We start from the raw sequence: 16,832 nt of genomic DNA on the forward strand, positions 1-16,832 counted from the left end.
ACTGCCGGGTCGAAGCATCACTTCGACCCGGCAGGCCATTTGCTATTTCGACGCCGCGTCGATCAGCGCCTGCTGGAATTCCGCCCGCGACGCGGACAAATCGGGGCCGGTCGCGCGCGGCCAGGCGCTGGACATCGCGATGACGATACGGCGCTTCGGATCAATCAGAATACTTTGCCCGAAGATGCCCTGCGCGCCGTAACGGCCGTCGGGATAGGTCCACCACTGATATCCATAGCCGAACCCCGGGCGTCCGACATCGGCCTTGGCCGCGGTTGCCTCTGCAAACCAGCCGGGTGCGACAATGTTCTTGCCCCCGCTGAGCGCAAGAACGCCCATCCGCGCATAATCGCGCAGCGAGACGGACAGGCAGCAGCCGCCGACATCCTGCCCGGACGGATCGACCATCCAGAAGGCGTCGCGTTCCATTCCGAACGGACGCCAGACCTTCTCGCTAAGATACGAAGCGAGCGACTTGCCCGTCGCCTTGGTCACCAACACGCCGATCAGGTTGGTTTCCCCGGTTTTGTAGACCCACTTCTCCCCCGGCGCGGTCGCGCGAGGCAAGGTCCGCATATAGGCGACGGTCGGATCGTCTCCGGCGGGCACTGGACGGGCATACATTGCGGCGACGTCGGACTTGGGATCGGTGTAATCCTCGTTCCATTTCACGCCCGAGGTCATCGTCAGGAGCTGTGCAATGCTGACGCCGTCATACCCGCTGCCGGCGAGTTCGGGGATGTATTTGGTGACCGGTTCCTCGACGGACTTGATATAGCCGTCGCGAATGGCCGCCCCGACAAGCGTGGAGGTGAAGGATTTAGCGACCGAGAAGCTGGTGTAGCGGCCTTGCGCGGAATAGCCTCGTGCGTAGCGTTCGAGCCGGACCTTCCCGTCCTGCAGGACGATCAAACCCGCCGTATTATACTTGGCCATATAGCCGTCGACCGTCGCTTGATCGATCGGCAAGGGCGTGCCTGCCGGCAACGGATAGACGCGTGACCCGCGCTTGACGATATCGCCGGGGAAGACGGTTTCCATCGCCGGGAAGGTCGCGTCGCGCTTGGCTTGATCCCAGAAGAGGATGGAGGCGCCGATCTGCTGCTGCCGGGCGGAATCGGCGGGATTGGAGGCGATCTGGATCGGCCCCCGGGATGCCGATCTGTCCGGCATCGTGGCGCATCCTCCAAGCGATACCGCCGCGAGGACACCCACGATCATACGTGCATTCGCCATCTTCATACTCCCCCTTAACATTATCAATTTTATCGTTTTATCAAAGTCACTTGCGCTACGTCTATCCCGCCGCCTCTGAAGCCGCCCTCGCAGTACATCAGGTAATAACGCCACAGATCCACGAAATGCTGGTCGAACTCCGGCGGCAGGAACCCACCGTCTACGGCCGCGTCGAACGCGATGCGCCAGCGTTTCAGCGTTTCGGTATAATCCAGTCCGAAGGCTGAGCGGTCGTGCCACTCCAGCCCCTGCCCTTCCGCGAGTGCACGGAAACGGCTTTCGGACAGGAGCATGCCGCCGGGAAAGACGTACCGCTGGATGAAATCGACGTTGCGGGCATAAGAATCGAAGATCGCGTCATCGATCAGGATGTACTGGATCGCGGCGCGACCGCCGGGTTTGAGTGCCTTCGAGATTGCCGACAAATAGGACGGCCAATATTCCTGGCCGACCGCCTCCACCATTTCGATGCTGACGATCGCGTCGAATTGACCCGCGACGTCGCGATAGTCGGTGATCGATACCATGACGTCGGCGGTCAGCCCGGCCTCCGCCATGCGCAGATCGACCGCGGCCTTCTGCTCGGCCGACAGTGTAATGCTGTGAACCTTGCGACCGGCACGTGCGGCGACCTCGGCGAAAGACCCCCAGCCGCTGCCGATTTCGAGGATCGTGTCGCCCGGCGCGGTGGCGGTTCGTTCCAGCATGGCGTTCAGCTTGGTCGCTTGCGCATCCTCGAGCGATTGCGCATCGCTGTCGAACATCGCGCTGGAATAGGTCATGCCGGGATCGAGCCAGAGACCGTAAAAATCGTTCCCGAGATCGTAGTGGAATTCGATGTTGCGGCGCGACCCCTGCTTGTCGTTGCGGCGCAGGCGGTGCGCGAGGCGACCGAGAAACCGGACCAGCCCGCCCGACCGCGCAGTTTCGCCGAGCGACACGGCGTTCCGCATGAACAGATCGAACAGAGGCACAGGGTCGGGGCTGGACCAGTCGCCCGCCGCCCAAGCGACGTACCAGCCGGCTGATCCTCCTGTGACGAGACGCACGATCGCACGCCAGCTGGGCATGTCTACTATCGCGACCGGCCCCGGCTTGCGTCCGCCGAGCGTGCGCCGTGTACCGTCCGGCAAGGTCGCCTCGATCGCGCCGACTTCCAGTCCGGCATCGATACGATCCAGGATGCGATGGAATGTGCCGTGGAACCGGTTCAACAGCCAATCGACGGACGCGCGCCGCTCCCGCCCGGGACCGCCGCGGCGCTTGGGCATGCCGAAGCGGCGCCCTCTATTCGGTGTTACCGCGTTCATGCCGTCAGCTTATTGCATCACGCCAAGCGTGCCGAAAGGGGTAATCATTTCGTCCGCCGTGCCGCGGCCAGCGCGCGTTCACGACCTTCGCGGTGGCCGATAATCTTAGCGGGGTAGCTCTCCGGACGGCGTCCGGATTCGTCGGGATCATGAATGGCGGCGTCATCGAGGCCGGAGAGTTCGGGCACCCATTCGCGAATGTAGCCGGCGGCGTCGAACTTCACCGACTGGGTGAGCGGGGCCATGATGCGGACGAACATGTTCGGATCGATCCCCGTGCCCGACGTCCATTGCCAGTTCACGCTGTTCGACGCGTAGTCGGCATCGACCAGGCAGTCCCAGAACCATTCCTCGCCCTTCCGCCAGTCGATGAGGAGGTGCTTGATCAGGAAGGAGGCAGTGATCATTCGGACGCGGTTGTGCATCCAGCCTGTGGTCCAGAGCTGACGCATCCCGGCATCAACGATCGGATAGCCGGTGCGCCCCTGTTGCCATGCCTTCAAATCGGAGGCTGCGTCCGGACCGGTGCGCCATTCCAGCGCGTCCAGCGTGGGGCGGCCGCTTTCGCGGCCATAATCGGGATATTGCAGGATGACGTTCTGGGCATAATCGCGCCAGGCAATTTCCTTCAGGTAGATCGTCGCGTCGCCCTTCGCCTCGATGACGTGGTGCCAGACGGTTGCGGGCGAAATTTCGCCGAAATGCAGATGGGGTGAGAGGCGCGACGTCAATTCGTCGGATGGAAGATTCCGGCCGATGTCGTAGCCGGAGGCGTGGGGGAGAAAATCTTCGAGCCGCTCCTTCGCACCGCCCTCGCCCGGCGTCCATTCCTTGACGAAGCCCGTCGCCCAGTCGGGTTTCGTCGGGAGGAGGTTCCAGTCCGCGAGCGTATCGCTTGCGGGCCATTTTGCCGGGGCCGGGATCGCATCCGGCGCGGCGACGGGATGCGGCGGCGGCATGTGGGCGGAGAGCGCTCGCCAGAAGGGGGTGTAGATCTTGTAGGGCGCGCCGGAGCCCGTCGTCACCGTACCAGGGGGTGCGAGGTAGTTGCCGTCATGACAGACCAGATCGAGCGTTTTCGCCACCGCGTGCTCGGCATTGCGCCACCAGGGTTCGTAGTGATGCAAGCAATGCACACGCTTCGCCCCTGTTTCGGCGGCGAGATCGGTCAGGACCGTATCCGCCCTGCCCCGCCTGAGGATCAGCCGCGACCCGAGTTTGCGGAGATCCTTGTCGAGGGACATCAGGCTGTGATGCAGCCACCAGCGTGACGCGCCACCCATTCGGCGATGCTTCGGCGTTTCGTCATCGAGGATGTAGACGGGGATGACTGGACCGTCATGGACGGCGGCGATCAAGGCAGCCTGATCGGCCACGCGCAGATCGCGACGGAGCCACAAGAGGGTCGGTTCGGCCTTCAAATTCATGCTCCATCCGGGTCGTGTAATGTCGTTCGACGACATTCGAAACGAATGGGGGGCGCTTCGTTCCCCTACTACCGGATCAGAAGATGGGCGGTGAGCGCTTTACCGAGCATTCGGTCGTGCGGAAGCGTCCGAAGTTCACAGAAGGTCACTCGATATCGGGATCGACGCACCACCGTTTGGACCCGCCAATGCTCCATTGCCCATATTGCCGACGAGCGGGATACGATGACCCTTATATTCCAACATTGCAGCAAGATTCTTCGTGGCTCTCCGATGCGTCGTAACCAACGGAAGAGGCCGCCGCCCGACTAGGCGACGGCCTCCCGTTGGCATGATCCGTTAAAGAATCAGGCGGCGTACGAAACGCGGACGCTCGGGCGGCGGCGCAGTGCGAAGCCGATCAGGCCGAAGCCCGCGATCATCATTCCCCAGGTTGCGGTTTCCGGAACCGCGCCGGCGGCCGTCACCGCGCTGATCGAGAAGTTGTCGACAGCGAGACCGTCTTCGTTACCGGCCACATCGGTGTCCAGCCAGCGGAACGCGAAGTTGGAACCATTGGCGATCGACAGGCCCGACAACAAGGTGCTTAGTTCCTGTCGGTTCGCACCGAGATTGCCGTTAAGCGCGCCGTTCGGGCTGGTGATCAGCGAACTGAACTGCAGCGCGGCGACCGAAATCCATACCGCGCTGTTGTCCGAGATGCTCGTCGAAGTCAGCGAATATTGGAATACCAGCGAGTCGAGCGAATTGCTGCCATTGCGCCACTGCTCACCGAAATAGCCGATGTTCAGGCCGGTGATCGTCGAGCCGGTAGCGTTCGAAAACACCGCGCCGAAGGAAGGGAACAGATTGTTGCTACGCAGCGAACCGAGGGCCCTGTCCGCGCTGTTTGCCGACCCGAAACTGTAAACGTCGCCCGTGTTGCTGGTGCCCGTGCCAACGGAATACGTTGAATTCTGGTTCGGGCCGGTTTCCGAAACTCTCCAGCCCCGCGGCAGGCCGCTGCTTGCAACACCGGATGACAGCGAGTCGAAATTCTGCGTGTAGGTGGTGCCGCCGAGCGCGATCGAACCCGAGCCATAATTGTCGGCAAATGCCGGGGCAGCAGCGAAAACCATTGCAGCCGCCGTGACGCCGCGAGCGGCGATCGAGAGATATGTCATAGGACCCCTTTACCTTATCGGACGGCACGTTTCTCCGTGCCCGCAAAGGTCGCTAAGCATCTAATGCGTAAGTATTATGACCTTTTTAAGCTTTGCGATCAGGGCCTCGCAGCGCGGAGAAAGTCCGGCCGAGGACGAGGATGGCGCGGACATGGCGTCGAGCGATTTCCAGAGCATCAGGGCCGTAGCCGCCGCCTACGGTGCTCGCCAGCGGCAGGCCGCGCGACATCGCCAGCGTGGCGATGAGCGCCTCGCGCCTGTCGAGGCCATGCTGGGTCAGCGATAGACGCCCGAGCCGGTCGCCCCCGAACGGATCCACGCCGGCCTGATAGAGAATGAGATCGGGCGCGAATTCGTCGAGCAGCGGCGCGAGGGTGGCCTGTAGCGTGTCGAGATAGACATCGTCCCCGGTCTCGTCGGGCAACGGCACGTCGAGCGTCGATCGTGCCTTGCGCACTGGAAAGTTCTTGGCGGCATGGATCGAATAGGTAGCGATGCCGGTACGCCCTGCCGTGAGGGCGGCGGTACCGTCCCCCTGATGCACGTCGCAATCGACGATGAGCGTCCGTATTCCCTCTGCTTCAAGTTGGACCGCAGCAATGGCGAGATCGTTGAACACGCAGAAGCCTGCACCGGTATCCGCAAGGGCATGATGACTGCCCCCCGCGCTGTTTGCCGCAAAGCGGTTCGACAGCGCGAGGCGCGCGGCGAGATAAGTGCCGCCCGGGACCATGCGGGCACGACGGGCGACCTCAGCCGTGACGGGAAATCCCAACCGGCGCTCCTTTTCGCGGGGAACGCGAGCTTCCAGCACTTCCGCGACATAGTCGGGATCGTGCACCGCCTCCAGCCAGGGGAGCGGCACGGGATCGGGCCGATGCCAGTCGATCAGCCCCCCTTCCTCCTGCAAAAGATCGCGGATCAGGCCATTCTTGTTCCACTGATAGGTGCTGCGGGCCGGCGCCGGTGCAACGTAATCCGGGTGGTGGACGAGTGGGATCATCCTGCTAACCTAGGTATCGAGTGACGTCCGCGCCATCGGCGGACGAGTCAAACGGGATTGAGGATAGACATGACCGAGCCGTTCGTCCGCGCCGATACCAAAGCCTTCCTGACGTTTCTTAACAACGTTCCGGGTCCGAAGATGCATGAGTTGGATGCCCCGGCAGCGCGCGCGCAATATATCGCGATGAAGGATCTGGGAGATCCGCCGGTCGGCGAACTCGGCGCGCGGCTTTCGCTGACGATACCGGGGCCGGGCGGGGATATCCCGGCGACCTTGTTCGACCCGCGCACCAACCGCCAGCCGGGGCCGGCCATCGCCTTCTTCCACGGCGGCGGTTTCGTGATCGGCAATGTCGAGACGCATGCCAGCTTCTGTGCCGAGGTAGCGCGCGTCATGGATATGCCTGTAATCTCGGTCGATTATCGGCTGGCACCGGAAGCACCGTGGCCTGCGGCACCGGACGATTGCGAAGCGGCGGCACGGTGGATCGCGACCAGCCCGGCGGACCTCGGCCGTGCGGTGACCAGCCTGATCGTGTGCGGCGACAGTGCCGGCGGCAATCTGGCGATCGTTACCGCGATGGCGCTGCGCGACGACCCCGCGCAGGTGCCGGTGATCGCGCAACTGCCTTTCTATCCCGCCACCGACGTGACGCAGGAATATCCGTCATACAGCGAATTCGCCGAGGGGTATCTGCTCACCCGACCGGGGATGGAATGGTTCAACGCGGCGTATGCAGCGGAGGCCGAGCATATCCGCGCGTCTCCGCTGAAAGGTAATCTGAGCGGCCTGCCGCCCGCCGTGGTGGTCACGTCCAGCCTGGATCCGATTCGCGATCAGGGACGCGCTTATGCCGCAGCGCTGGCCGAGGCGGGTGTGCCGGTCGTTTTCCGTGAGGCGAAGGGGAACATCCACGGCTTCATCACGCTGCGCCAGGCGATACCGTCTTCGGTGGGCGACGTGGCGGGCGCGCTCGCCGCGCTGAAGGCGGTGGTCGCGGAGGCCGAGGGCAACCGGGTGATGGTACAGGCGGCTGCGGCCTGATGGCCGGGGCCGCGGTGGCGATACCGTGGAAGATGGAATGACGTCATGACCGATCCCGATACCCTGCCTTACCGGCCGTGCGCCGGCATCATGTTAATCAACCGCGAAGGACAGGCGTTCGTCGGGCAGCGGCTGGATGCGACGATGGAGGCGTGGCAGATGCCGCAGGGCGGGATCGATCCGGGGGAGGATGCGGAAACGGCCGCCATTCGCGAACTGGGCGAGGAAACGGGTATCGCCCCTGACAAAGTCGAACTGATCGCCGCTGCGCCGAGCGAGCTGAGATACGACCTTCCGCCGGAACTGGTCGGAAAGGTGTGGAAGGGCAAATATCGCGGCCAGACGCAGAAATGGTTTCTCTACCGTTTCCTGGGCGACGATTACGACATCGACATTGCGACGGCGCATCCGGAGTTCAGCACATGGCGCTGGATCGACCCCGCGACGCTGCCGGATGTGATCGTGCCGTTCAAACGGCATTTGTACGAACAGGTGCTGGAAGCGTTCGCGGATCACTTGCCGAACGGTGAGGCGAGAGGTTCGAGCGACGCGTCGTGACTCGTCCGGTTCCGTTGCCGTCGTTATGACGCTATCGAAATAGTTATGCGCAAGCCCCGCTTCCTGCTCGCTTTTCTGATCGCGCCATGCCTGATCGGCAATGCCGAGGAAACCGAAATCCCGTCGCCGATCCGGGCGATGCTGGACGCCGCGATCGCGAGCGGAAACCCGTCCGAAGTGGCGATCGTCGAGAAATATGCGCGCGGTGCGGTTCCCGAGAGCGCCAAGGCGATCAGTGCGGTTGCAGATACGTGGCGGCATGATCGCGAGGCGGCACGCACAGCGCAGATTCGTGCCGCCGGTCCGTTCGATCTGTGGAAGGGGAACGCCCAGATCGGCGGGTATCTGACCACCGGCAATACCGAGAATATCGGTGTGACCGGCGCGCTGGATCTGACTCGCGAAAGCCTGTTCTGGCGGCACAAGCTTCGCGTTTCGGCGGATTATCAGGAGAGCTTGGGCTTGGTCAGCCGCGAGCGGTATCAGGCGTCGTACGAGCCGAACTTCAAATTTTCGCCGCGCGGCTACGTCTACGGCGCGGCACAATATGAGAGCGACCGGTTCCTTGGCTATGACGACCGCATCTCGGCATCCGTCGGTGCCGGCTATACGGCGATCAAGGCGCCAAGCGCGACGCTGAACCTGGAACTCGGCCCGGCATTCCGCCACACGTCCTTTACCGACGCGACCCACGAGCGCAGCCTTGCCGCACGCGGTTCGCTGGATTTCGACTGGAAGTTGTCGAATGCGGTGTCGCTGACGCAGAACGCCTCCGCCTATGTCCAGCATTACAACAGCACGGTGACGGGCACGACCGCGCTGAACGCGAAGCTGATCGGCCCGCTGGCGGCGAAGCTGTCGTATAGCGTGCAATATGAAAGCATGCCGCCAATCGGACGGGTGGGGACGGATACGACCAGCCGGGCGTCGCTGGTGTACAGCTTCTAGGGCTTCGACGCCTTTACCAGCGCATGCATTTTGCAGGGGGTGGAGCCGCCGCCCCGGAGCGGCTAGGCTTGCGGGAATGGACCAGCTTTCCCCCGCCGAACTGACGCTGATCGAGATGGCGCGCGCGCAGCCGATGCTGGCGCAGGTGGAGCGTTGGTCCACGATCAATTCCGGGACGCGCAATCTGGCCGGGCTGGCGTCGGTAGCGACGGAGTTGGCCGACGCGTTCTCGGTGCTGCCTGGCGAGATCCAACTGATCGCGCCCGAGCCTGCGGAGAGCGTGGGGACGGACGGAATAGTCTCGGCGATCGAGCATGGCCGGCACCTGCACCTGAGCGTCCGTCCGGATGCGGCGGTGCGGATGCTGTTCACCGGGCATATGGACACCGTTTACCCGGTCGATCACTCGTTCCAGGCGCTGACGATGCGCGACGACGGCACGTTGAACGGGCCGGGCGTGGCGGACATGAAGGGCGGTCTCGCGCTAATGCTGGGCGCGTTGACCGCGATCGAGGCGTCGCCCTTCGGCCCGCGGATCGGGTATGACGTGGTGATCAATTCCGATGAGGAAACTGGCTCCTTCTCGTCGGCCGCGCTGATCGCGGACATGGCGCTGGGTAAGGTCGCCGCCCTGACCTACGAACCGGCATTGCCGGACGGTACGCTGGCCGGCGCTCGCGGGGGGACCGGCAACTTCTCGATCGTCGTACGGGGGCTGAGCGCGCATGCGGGGCGCAATCCGGACGATGGGCGTAACGCAATTCTCGCCGCCGCAGATATCGCGCTGCGGCTGGCGGAGGCGCGCGGGCCGAGGCTGGCGGTCAATCCCGCACGGATCGATGGCGGAGGGCCGAACAACGTCGTGCCGGATCTGGCGGTACTGCGCGTCAATTTCCGCCCGGCGACGTTGGACGAGATCAAGCGGGCACAAGCGCAGATCGACAGCGCCGTGGCGATGGTCGCCGCCAAGCACGACGTCAGGATCGAGGTGCATGGCGGCTTCAACCGACCACCCAAGCCGATCGACGCCGGGGCGGAGATGCTGTTCGGACTGGTCAAGTCGAGCGGCGCCGCGCTTGGGCTCGACATCGGCTGGCGGCATAGCGGCGGGGTGTGCGACGGCAACAACATCGCCGCGTGCGGCGTGCCCGTCGTCGATACGATGGGCGCGCGTGGCGGTGCGATCCACTCTCCGGACGAGTTCCTGATCGTCGACAGTCTGCCCGAACGCGCCGCCTTATCCGCACTCACCATCGCGCGGATCGCGCAAGCAGGACGCTTATGACCTTTCGAATTCGCGCCGCGCGGACCAGCGATCTTCAGGCGCTGTACGAAATGGCCAAGCTAACTGGCGGTGGTTTCACGAATTTACCTCCGGATAGGAGCGCGCTTACGGCGAAGCTGGAGCGGAGCCAGGCAGCGTTGGCGAACACGGATCCGGCCGGCGACGAACTGTTCGTGCTGGTGCTCGAGAATGTCGCAACGAAGGAAGTGCGCGGGACGTGCCAGTTGTTCACGCATGTCGGACAGAAATATCCGTTTTACAGCTACCGGCTGGGGAATCTGACACAGCATAGCGCGGCGCTGCACCGGACTTTTCGGGCGGACATGCTCTCGCTCGCCACCGATCTGGAAGGGTCGAGCGAGGTCGGCGGGTTGTTCCTGCATCCGGGCGAGCGCGCCGGGGGTTGGGGCTGCTGCTAGCGCGCAGCCGGTATCTGTTCATCGCACAGCACCGGGCGCGGTTCGCCGACCGGATCCTTGCGGAACTGCGCGGCGTGATCGACGAGGCGGGCGGATCGCCGTTCTGGGACGGGCTGGCCGGACGCTTCTTCGGGATGAATTTCCAGGATGCCGACCAATTCAACGCGGTCCACGGGCACCAGTTCATCGCCGATCTGTTCCCCAAGCACCCGATCTACACCGCGATGTTGAGCGAGACGGCACGGGCGGCGATCGGCCTGCCTCACCCGTCCGGTCGCGCGGCGATGAGAATGCTGGAAAACGAAGGGTTTGCGTTCGAGAATTACATCGACATCTTCGATGGTGGGCCGACGATGACGGCGAAGACCGACCGGGTGCGATCGATCCGCGAGGCGAAGACCGACCGGATCATCGCGGTGGACGAAGACGGCGGCGAGCAGGCTCTGGTCGCGCTTGGGCAACTGGCGGAGTTCCGGTGCGCCTTCGGGTGCGTGCGGCAGGCCGAAGGGGGGATCATCGTGGACAAAGCGTGCGCCGATGCGATCGGTGCGGCGGCCGACGATACCGTCGTGCATGTCGGGCGGCTCTGATGGTGGTCGAGATCAACTTCGACGGGCTGATCGGGCCGAGCCATAACTATGCCGGGCTAAGCCTTGGTAATCTGGCGGCGACGGGAAATGCCGGGCGGGTCTCACGACCGCGGGCAGCGGCGCTGGAGGGGATCGCCAAGATGCGCGCCAATCTGGCGCTGGGGCTGGCGCAGGGCATCCTGCTGCCGCACCGGCGACCGGACCGGCGCTGGCTGGAAAGCCTAGCCACCGATTACGAACGCGCGGCGCCACATCTCCGCGCGCAGGCGCTGTCGGCATCGGCGATGTGGGCGGCGAATGCAGCGACGGTTTCCCCGGCAACGGACAGCGCAGACGGGCGATGCCATTTGAGTGTCGCGAACCTTGTCACGATGCCGCACCGTAGCCACGAATGGCAGGAAACGCTGGCGCAGCTTCGGATCGCCTTCGCCGATCCGGCCTTTGCGGTACACGGTCCCGTTCCGGCACCGTTCGGCGACGAAGGTGCGGCGAACCATATGCGGTTATGCGCGGAACACGGGTCGCTGGGTGTGGAAGTGTTCGTTTATGGCGTTTCGGGCGGCCCCTTCCCCGCCCGGCAGCATATCGAGGCGAGCATAACTGTGGCGCGGCGCCATGAGCTCGACCCCGCGCACACGATCTTCGCGCAGCAATCCGTCGCAGCGATCGCGGCCGGGGCGTTCCATAACGACGTGGTCGCGGTGGCGAACGAGCGCGTACTGTTCGCGCACGAGCAGGCGTTCGAGGACCGCGACGGCTTCCATGCAGAATTGCGAGCCAAATTCCCGCAAGTCGTAATCGTCGAGGTCCCGGCCGACCGGGTGAGCCTGGCCGATGCGGTATCGTCCTATCTGTTCAACGCACAACTCGTGACCCTGCCGCAGCGTGGCGGAATGGCGCTGATCCTGCCGGGTGAGGCGCGCGAGAACGTCGCGGTGTGGACGTGGTTGCAGGAGATGATCGCCGGCAACGGCCCGATCCGGCGGTTGGAAGTGGTCGATGTGCGGCAATCCATGGCGAACGGCGGCGGCCCCGCCTGCCTGCGCCTACGTGTCGTCGCGGATCCCCGGACGATCGATCCGCGCTTCATGGTCGATGAGAACAGGCTGGACCTGATTGCGGGCGTCGTTTCAGCGCACTGGCCGGAGACGATCGCGATCGATGATATCGGCGATCCTGCGCTGATCGGCCGGATCGAGGCCGCGCGATCCGCGCTGCTCGATGCGCTGGGGATTGTCGAATTCATTTACACTTAACTTTATTTCCTGTCCCGAAACGACGGTTTTCCGCCATTGGCCCAAGGTTTGCAGAGCGGTGGTCATGTGGACCAAATTCGCCAAGCTGTTCGTCATCAAGACGAAGTTCGAAGCCTTTCTGGTGATCTATGGGCTGGGGCTCGGTGCCGTCGAACGCGGCGTGCATTATCTGCAGCAATATCCGGGCTATGGCGGATGGATGCTGTTCGCCTGCTGCCCGATCGCAGTGTTCATGGCGGGCGCGCGTATCCTAGACTCGCTCGAACGGCAGCATCAGGACTGACGCCCCCGGCGGACGCTTTCGAACGCGACGGACGGCGCGGGCTTTGTTAGGCAGGCGTCGCCAACTGCCATGAGGGTTTCGTCTTGAGCGTCGTAGCTGCCTATCTGTATCGCGACGGGAAGCGGATCCGCGATATATCAGTCGATGAAGCGAACCCATGCGGTGGCGATACCTCGGAGTTCGTGTGGATCGGGCTATTGGAACCGACCGAGGATGAACTCCGCAAGTTGCAGGAAAAGTTCGATCTTCACCCGCTGGCCGTCGAAGATGCGTTGAAGGCGCATCAACTGCCCAAGGTCGATGTCTATGGCAGCCAGTTGTTCGTCGTGGCGCGCACGGCGCACCTGGTATCCGACAAGATCGCATATGGCGAAACCTCGATCTTCGTTGGGCGGGACCATATCATTTCGGTTCGGCACGGGTCGGCGCGGGCGCATACCGAGTTGCGCGATCACCTGGAGGCCGCACCCGATCTGTTGAAACTGGGCGTCGATTACGTGCTGCACGCGATCATAGACTTCATCGTCGATGGATATCAGCCGATCGTCGACACGATCGAAGAGGAAGTGCTGGAGACCGAGCAGGCGGCGATGAACATTTCGCTGACCAAGGATCAGACCGCGCATCTGTTCGCCCAACGGCGCGAAGTCATCCGGTTCCAGCGGATCATAGGACCGATGGTCGAGGTGGCCAACAAACTCGCCAATCTGGACATGCCTTGCATCGACGCCGAGGCGAAACCGTATTTCCGCGACGTCTACGATCACTGCCGCCGGGTGGAAAATATGGTCGGCGGTCTGCGCGATGCGCTGACGTCGGTGTTCGAGGTCAGCGCCCTACTGGAGCAGCAACGACAGGGCGAGATCACCCGCCAGCTTGCCGCGTGGGCCGCGATCCTTGCCGTTCCAACGGCGATCGCGGGCATTTACGGGATGAACTTCAAATATATGCCCGAACTGGAGAGCCATTACGGCTATCCGATCACGGTCGCGGTGATCCTGACCCTGTGCGTCGGGCTATATCTGCAATTCAAGCGGGTACGCTGGTTATAGCGGGGGAGGGGCGAGCACCCCTCCCCCGTCTCGCCGTTAGATCGTTCAGAACGACTTGCTGATCGTCAGGCCGTAGGTGCGCGGATCGCCGGGCTGGCCGACGATCAGGCCGGTGCTGCCCGACTGGGTGGAGAGCAGTTCGAAATAGTTCTGGTCGAACGCGTTGCGGACCCAGCCGAACAGGTTGAAATCGTCCTTCCGGTATCCGGCGCGGAAATTGGACAGCGAATAGCCCTCGATCCAGGTGTACGCCGACGGGGACGGATTGGACGAGAAGCGCGAACGGTAATTGCCGTCGTAACCGACATAGACCTGTCCGCCCGATTCCCCGACGGGCACGTTGTATTCGCCGCCGTAGGAGAAGGACCATTTCGAGATGCCGGGCAGGCGCTGACCCGAGATGTTGCATGCGACCGGGCTAAGCTGTCCGGCGACACCCGCGGGGCCCGGCGTGCCTGTCGTGACCGTACCTCCGGACAGTTCGGGCGGGCACGGAGCGTTGGTGAAGCGTTCGTAGGTCGCGTCGGTATAGGCGCCGTTGACGTAGAAGTTGACGCGCTTGCTCGGGCGGAAGCTGGAATCGAATTCGAAGCCGCGCGAGCGGACCTTTCCGGCGTTTGCCAGGTATCCGCGGATGACGGTCAACTGGCCATTGTTGACGGTCGCCTGATAGTCGCGAACCTCAGTCCAGAAGCCGGCGAGGTTAAGTGTCGCCTTGCGGTCGAAGAACTGCGTTTTGAGACCGAGTTCGTACGCGTCAACCTTTTCCGGCTTCACGGTCTGCGTGCTGAGATCGACGCCGGTGCCGGCCGCGTTCAAAGGCAAGCCGGACAAGTTGATGCCGCCTGATTTGAAGCTTTTCGAATAGGTCGCATAGCCGTGGATATCGCGATCGAAATCGTAGGACAGCGTGATATCGCCCGAGACGTTCCAGGCGCTGAATTTGGGCGCGTAGCTTTGCGGGGCAAGCGTGGCGGATTGATCGGAGTTCAACGTCGTGCTGCCGGTACCGGTCGTCACGACCGAAAGATAGGAGCCGCTTTTCTTGTCGTAATTCACCCGCAGACCGGGCTGGATATGGAAGCCGGTTCCCGCTTCCCAATTCAGCTTTCCGAACACAGCAAAGCTCGTATTGTCAAAGCTGATCGTGTTGGTGGAGGTCAGGCCGTTAAGCACCGCGGGATTACAAGCATTTGCGGTCGTTGTTGCGCATCCGGTGGCACCAACGGGAACGTTGCCGGGATTGAGCAGGTAGCGGCTGGCGGCCGGCCCCTGCACCTGTGACCCCTGCGTATCGATCGTCTGTTTGAAGAAGAAGGCACCAACCGTATAATCGAGCGTGTTCTTGCCGTTGGAGGCCAAGCGGATCTCCTGCGATATCTGCTTTTGCTGCGACGGGTTCTGCGAAACGGTGGTTACCGGGAGCCCGGTGAAATCGCGATCGTTCTGCGGCTGCCAGTCCCAATAGCGCCATGCCGAGACCGAGGTCAGCGTGGCGGGCCCGACATCCCAGTTCGCGACGAGCGAAACGCCGCCGATTTCCTGACGGGAGTTGATGCTGGCATCCAGATCCGTGACGCGATCGAAGGGATCGAAGCTTGGCGGCTTGTAGTTAAAGGCGGCGGCAAGCGCGGCATATTGGCGGTTCGCGGCACGCTGCGTCGTCCCGACGCGGGCGTAATATTGGACGCAACAATCCGGGCTTTGGACGTTAAAATCGCCTGACAAAGTGAGATCGAGAACGTCCGTCGCCTTCCACAGCAACTGGCCGCGCAGGCCGAGATTGCGCTGGCGGTGCAGATATTCGTCGGACGTGACGTTGTAGATCGTTCCCTTGCGCGTCGTGGCCGAGGTGGACAGGCGCAGCGCTAGCGTATCGGTCAGTGGGCCGGAGACGGATCCCTTCGCCTGGACGAAATTGTAATTGCCGCCGCTGAGTTCGATCCGCGCTTCGGGTGTGAAGCTGGGCAGGCGCGTGGTGATGTTGAGCGCGCCCGCCGTTGTGTTCTTGCCGTACAGCGTACCTTGCGGCCCACGCAGCACCTCGACCCGATCGACATCGACGAAATCGAACGTCGATGCGCCGATGCGGCCGATATAGACGCCGTCGACGTAGAAGCCGACGCCCTGTTCGATCCCGTCATTCGTCAGCCCGAACGGCGCGCCAAGCCCGCGGATATTGATCGCAGAGTTGCGCGGATTGCTGGAATAGAATTGCAACGACGGTTGCTGCTGTTGCAGGCGGTTGACGGTGAAGGCGCCAGTCTTCTCGATATCCTCGCCGCCGATGACGGACATCGCGATCGGCACATCCTGAACGCGTTCGACGCGGCGGCGGGCAGTCACGACAACGTCGCCGGACGTTTCCTGGCCCGTGGGGGTCGGTTCGGAGACGGGCGCGGGCGTAACCTGACTCTCGGGTAGCGTGACGGGCTGAACCGCCGCGCTGGAAGCCATCAATACGTACCAAGCGTGCGCGAGCATCGTCGTCCCCTTTTGCCGCCTGTGGGCGATTCGGAGGAATAATGCCTATCAAACCGGTGGGAATTCGCGGCGATAAAACTTGGCACCGGCAAACATCAGCTTTTGCGTACTAAAAATCGATGCTGCGATCTTGACGTCGTTCGGGTCGCTACCAAAATCTGCCGCGCATGGCGCCGATCAGGGCCGTGCAGCCGGGCGTCGCGCCGTGGCGGGCGCCCATCTTGCAGACGTGAACATTGCTCAATGGAGGATATCATGCGTCAGTTCGACTTGACCCCTTTCCGGCGTTCCACTGTCGGTTTCGACCGGCTGTTCGACATGCTGGAAACCAGCGCCCGCCAGGCGGCGGGTGCCGATAACTACCCACCCTTCAACCTCGAACGGATCGATGGCGACCGGTATCGCATCACGATAGCAGTGGCAGGCTTCGGCCGCGACGAGATCGAGATCACGGCGCAGCAGAATCTGTTGCAGGTAAAGGGTAACAAGGCAGCGAACGAGGCGAGCGCCGGTGCATTCCTGCATATCGGCATCGCCAACCGCAGCTTCGAGCGTCGCTTCGAACTCGCCGATTTCGTGCGGGTCGAGGATGCCCGCCTGAACGATGGCCTGCTGACCATCGAACTGGTGCGGGAAGTGCCAGAGGCGATGAAGCCGAAGACGGTGGCGATCAAGACCGGCGCGCCGCTGGCCGCTGTCGAAGATCGCAGTGACGAGCCGCAGGCGGCATAAGCGCTTGCCCGTCACAGGGTCGAGGGGGCGTCCGGAGCG

At 63.1% G+C, this 16,832-nt stretch carries 14 protein-coding genes and 1 pseudogene; 9 read left to right on the forward strand and 6 right to left on the reverse strand.

Features of this window, described 5'->3' with window-relative positions; translation table 11 throughout:
• Nucleotides 1-42 precede the first annotated feature (42 nt).
• The 5 genes from H5J25_RS09900 to H5J25_RS09920 form a co-directional block, all read right to left on the reverse strand.
• A complete protein-coding gene (locus tag H5J25_RS09900) occupies nt 43-1,236 on the reverse strand; it encodes a serine hydrolase domain-containing protein (protein WP_202090561.1) in 1,194 nt (397 codons plus the stop codon).
• Nucleotides 1,237-1,265: 29 nt separating this feature from the next.
• Entirely contained in the window at nt 1,266-2,546 is a 1,281-nt protein-coding gene (locus H5J25_RS09905; RefSeq protein WP_202090562.1) for an SAM-dependent methyltransferase, read from the reverse strand.
• Nucleotides 2,547-2,590: 44 nt separating this feature from the next.
• The gene (locus H5J25_RS09910; RefSeq protein ID WP_202090563.1) at nt 2,591-3,973 is read right to left on the reverse strand and encodes a cryptochrome/photolyase family protein; all 1,383 of its coding nucleotides are present in this window, start codon (nt 3,971-3,973) and stop codon (nt 2,591-2,593) included.
• 347 nt (nt 3,974-4,320) lie between these two features.
• The gene (locus H5J25_RS09915; protein WP_202090564.1) at nt 4,321-5,136 is read right to left on the reverse strand and encodes a PEPxxWA-CTERM sorting domain-containing protein; all 816 of its coding nucleotides are present in this window, start codon (nt 5,134-5,136) and stop codon (nt 4,321-4,323) included.
• Nucleotides 5,137-5,221: 85 nt separating this feature from the next.
• Nucleotides 5,222-6,139: a histone deacetylase family protein gene (locus H5J25_RS09920; protein WP_202090565.1), complete on the reverse strand. Its 918-nt coding sequence runs from the start codon at nt 6,137-6,139 to the stop codon at nt 5,222-5,224.
• A 69-nt stretch (nt 6,140-6,208) separates the two neighbouring features.
• On the opposite strand from H5J25_RS09920, the gene H5J25_RS09925 reads away from it, so the two are divergent.
• From H5J25_RS09925 to H5J25_RS09960, 8 genes and pseudogenes are all read left to right on the forward strand, one after another.
• Nucleotides 6,209-7,186 carry an alpha/beta hydrolase gene (locus H5J25_RS09925; protein WP_202090566.1) on the forward strand — a complete coding sequence of 326 codons (978 nt, stop codon included), beginning with the start codon at nt 6,209-6,211 and terminating at the stop codon, nt 7,184-7,186.
• Between the two features lie 45 nt (nt 7,187-7,231).
• Nucleotides 7,232-7,744, forward strand: coding sequence for an RNA pyrophosphohydrolase (locus tag H5J25_RS09930; RefSeq protein ID WP_202090568.1), 513 nt, complete (start codon nt 7,232-7,234; stop codon nt 7,742-7,744).
• A 45-nt stretch (nt 7,745-7,789) separates the two neighbouring features.
• Nucleotides 7,790-8,692, forward strand: coding sequence for a DUF481 domain-containing protein (locus H5J25_RS09935; RefSeq protein WP_202090569.1), 903 nt, complete (start codon nt 7,790-7,792; stop codon nt 8,690-8,692).
• A 76-nt stretch (nt 8,693-8,768) separates the two neighbouring features.
• A complete protein-coding gene (locus H5J25_RS09940; protein ID WP_202090570.1) occupies nt 8,769-9,977 on the forward strand; it encodes a hydrolase in 1,209 nt (402 codons plus the stop codon).
• Nucleotides 9,974-10,986 (forward strand): annotated as a pseudogene (locus H5J25_RS09945) (arginine N-succinyltransferase). The gene H5J25_RS09940 and the pseudogene H5J25_RS09945 overlap by 4 nt, the downstream one beginning before the upstream one ends.
• A complete protein-coding gene (locus H5J25_RS09950; RefSeq protein WP_202096281.1) occupies nt 10,983-12,242 on the forward strand; it encodes an N-succinylarginine dihydrolase in 1,260 nt (419 codons plus the stop codon). The pseudogene H5J25_RS09945 and the gene H5J25_RS09950 overlap by 4 nt, the downstream one beginning before the upstream one ends.
• A 64-nt stretch (nt 12,243-12,306) precedes the next feature.
• On the forward strand, nt 12,307-12,525 hold the full coding sequence (locus tag H5J25_RS09955) for a hypothetical protein (RefSeq protein ID WP_202090571.1): 219 nt from the start codon (nt 12,307-12,309) through the stop codon (nt 12,523-12,525).
• Nucleotides 12,526-12,608: 83 nt separating this feature from the next.
• Complete coding sequence (locus H5J25_RS09960; RefSeq protein ID WP_202090572.1) at nt 12,609-13,577, forward strand: magnesium and cobalt transport protein CorA; 969 nt, start codon at nt 12,609-12,611, stop codon at nt 13,575-13,577.
• Between the two features lie 45 nt (nt 13,578-13,622).
• Here H5J25_RS09960 and H5J25_RS09965 read toward each other — a convergent pair whose 3' ends face one another.
• Entirely contained in the window at nt 13,623-16,061 is a 2,439-nt protein-coding gene (locus H5J25_RS09965) for a TonB-dependent receptor (RefSeq protein WP_202090573.1), read from the reverse strand.
• 255 nt (nt 16,062-16,316) lie between these two features.
• Between H5J25_RS09965 and H5J25_RS09970 the strand changes: the two genes are divergently transcribed.
• Nucleotides 16,317-16,793: an Hsp20 family protein gene (locus tag H5J25_RS09970; protein WP_202090575.1), complete on the forward strand. Its 477-nt coding sequence runs from the start codon at nt 16,317-16,319 to the stop codon at nt 16,791-16,793.
• Nucleotides 16,794-16,832: the final 39 nt, after the last annotated feature.

This window comes from Sphingomonas aliaeris, from assembly GCF_016743815.1.
GTDB lineage: Bacteria > Pseudomonadota > Alphaproteobacteria > Sphingomonadales > Sphingomonadaceae > Sphingomonas > Sphingomonas aliaeris.

Coding starts and splice junctions, on each gene's coding strand:
- H5J25_RS09900 (WP_202090561.1), bottom strand. CDS start 1,236: ATGGCGAATGCACGTATGATCGTGGGTGTCCTCGCGGCGGTATCGCTT.
- H5J25_RS09905 (WP_202090562.1), bottom strand. CDS start 2,546: ATGAACGCGGTAACACCGAATAGAGGGCGCCGCTTCGGCATGCCCAAG.
- H5J25_RS09910 (WP_202090563.1), bottom strand. CDS start 3,973: ATGAATTTGAAGGCCGAACCGACCCTCTTGTGGCTCCGTCGCGATCTG.
- H5J25_RS09915 (WP_202090564.1), bottom strand. CDS start 5,136: ATGACATATCTCTCGATCGCCGCTCGCGGCGTCACGGCGGCTGCAATG.
- H5J25_RS09920 (WP_202090565.1), bottom strand. CDS start 6,139: ATGATCCCACTCGTCCACCACCCGGATTACGTTGCACCGGCGCCGGCC.
- H5J25_RS09925 (WP_202090566.1), top strand. CDS start 6,209: ATGACCGAGCCGTTCGTCCGCGCCGATACCAAAGCCTTCCTGACGTTT.
- H5J25_RS09930 (WP_202090568.1), top strand. CDS start 7,232: ATGACCGATCCCGATACCCTGCCTTACCGGCCGTGCGCCGGCATCATG.
- H5J25_RS09935 (WP_202090569.1), top strand. CDS start 7,790: ATGCGCAAGCCCCGCTTCCTGCTCGCTTTTCTGATCGCGCCATGCCTG.
- H5J25_RS09940 (WP_202090570.1), top strand. CDS start 8,769: ATGGACCAGCTTTCCCCCGCCGAACTGACGCTGATCGAGATGGCGCGC.
- H5J25_RS09955 (WP_202090571.1), top strand. CDS start 12,307: ATGTGGACCAAATTCGCCAAGCTGTTCGTCATCAAGACGAAGTTCGAA.
- H5J25_RS09965 (WP_202090573.1), bottom strand. CDS start 16,061: ATGCTCGCGCACGCTTGGTACGTATTGATGGCTTCCAGCGCGGCGGTT.
- H5J25_RS09970 (WP_202090575.1), top strand. CDS start 16,317: ATGCGTCAGTTCGACTTGACCCCTTTCCGGCGTTCCACTGTCGGTTTC.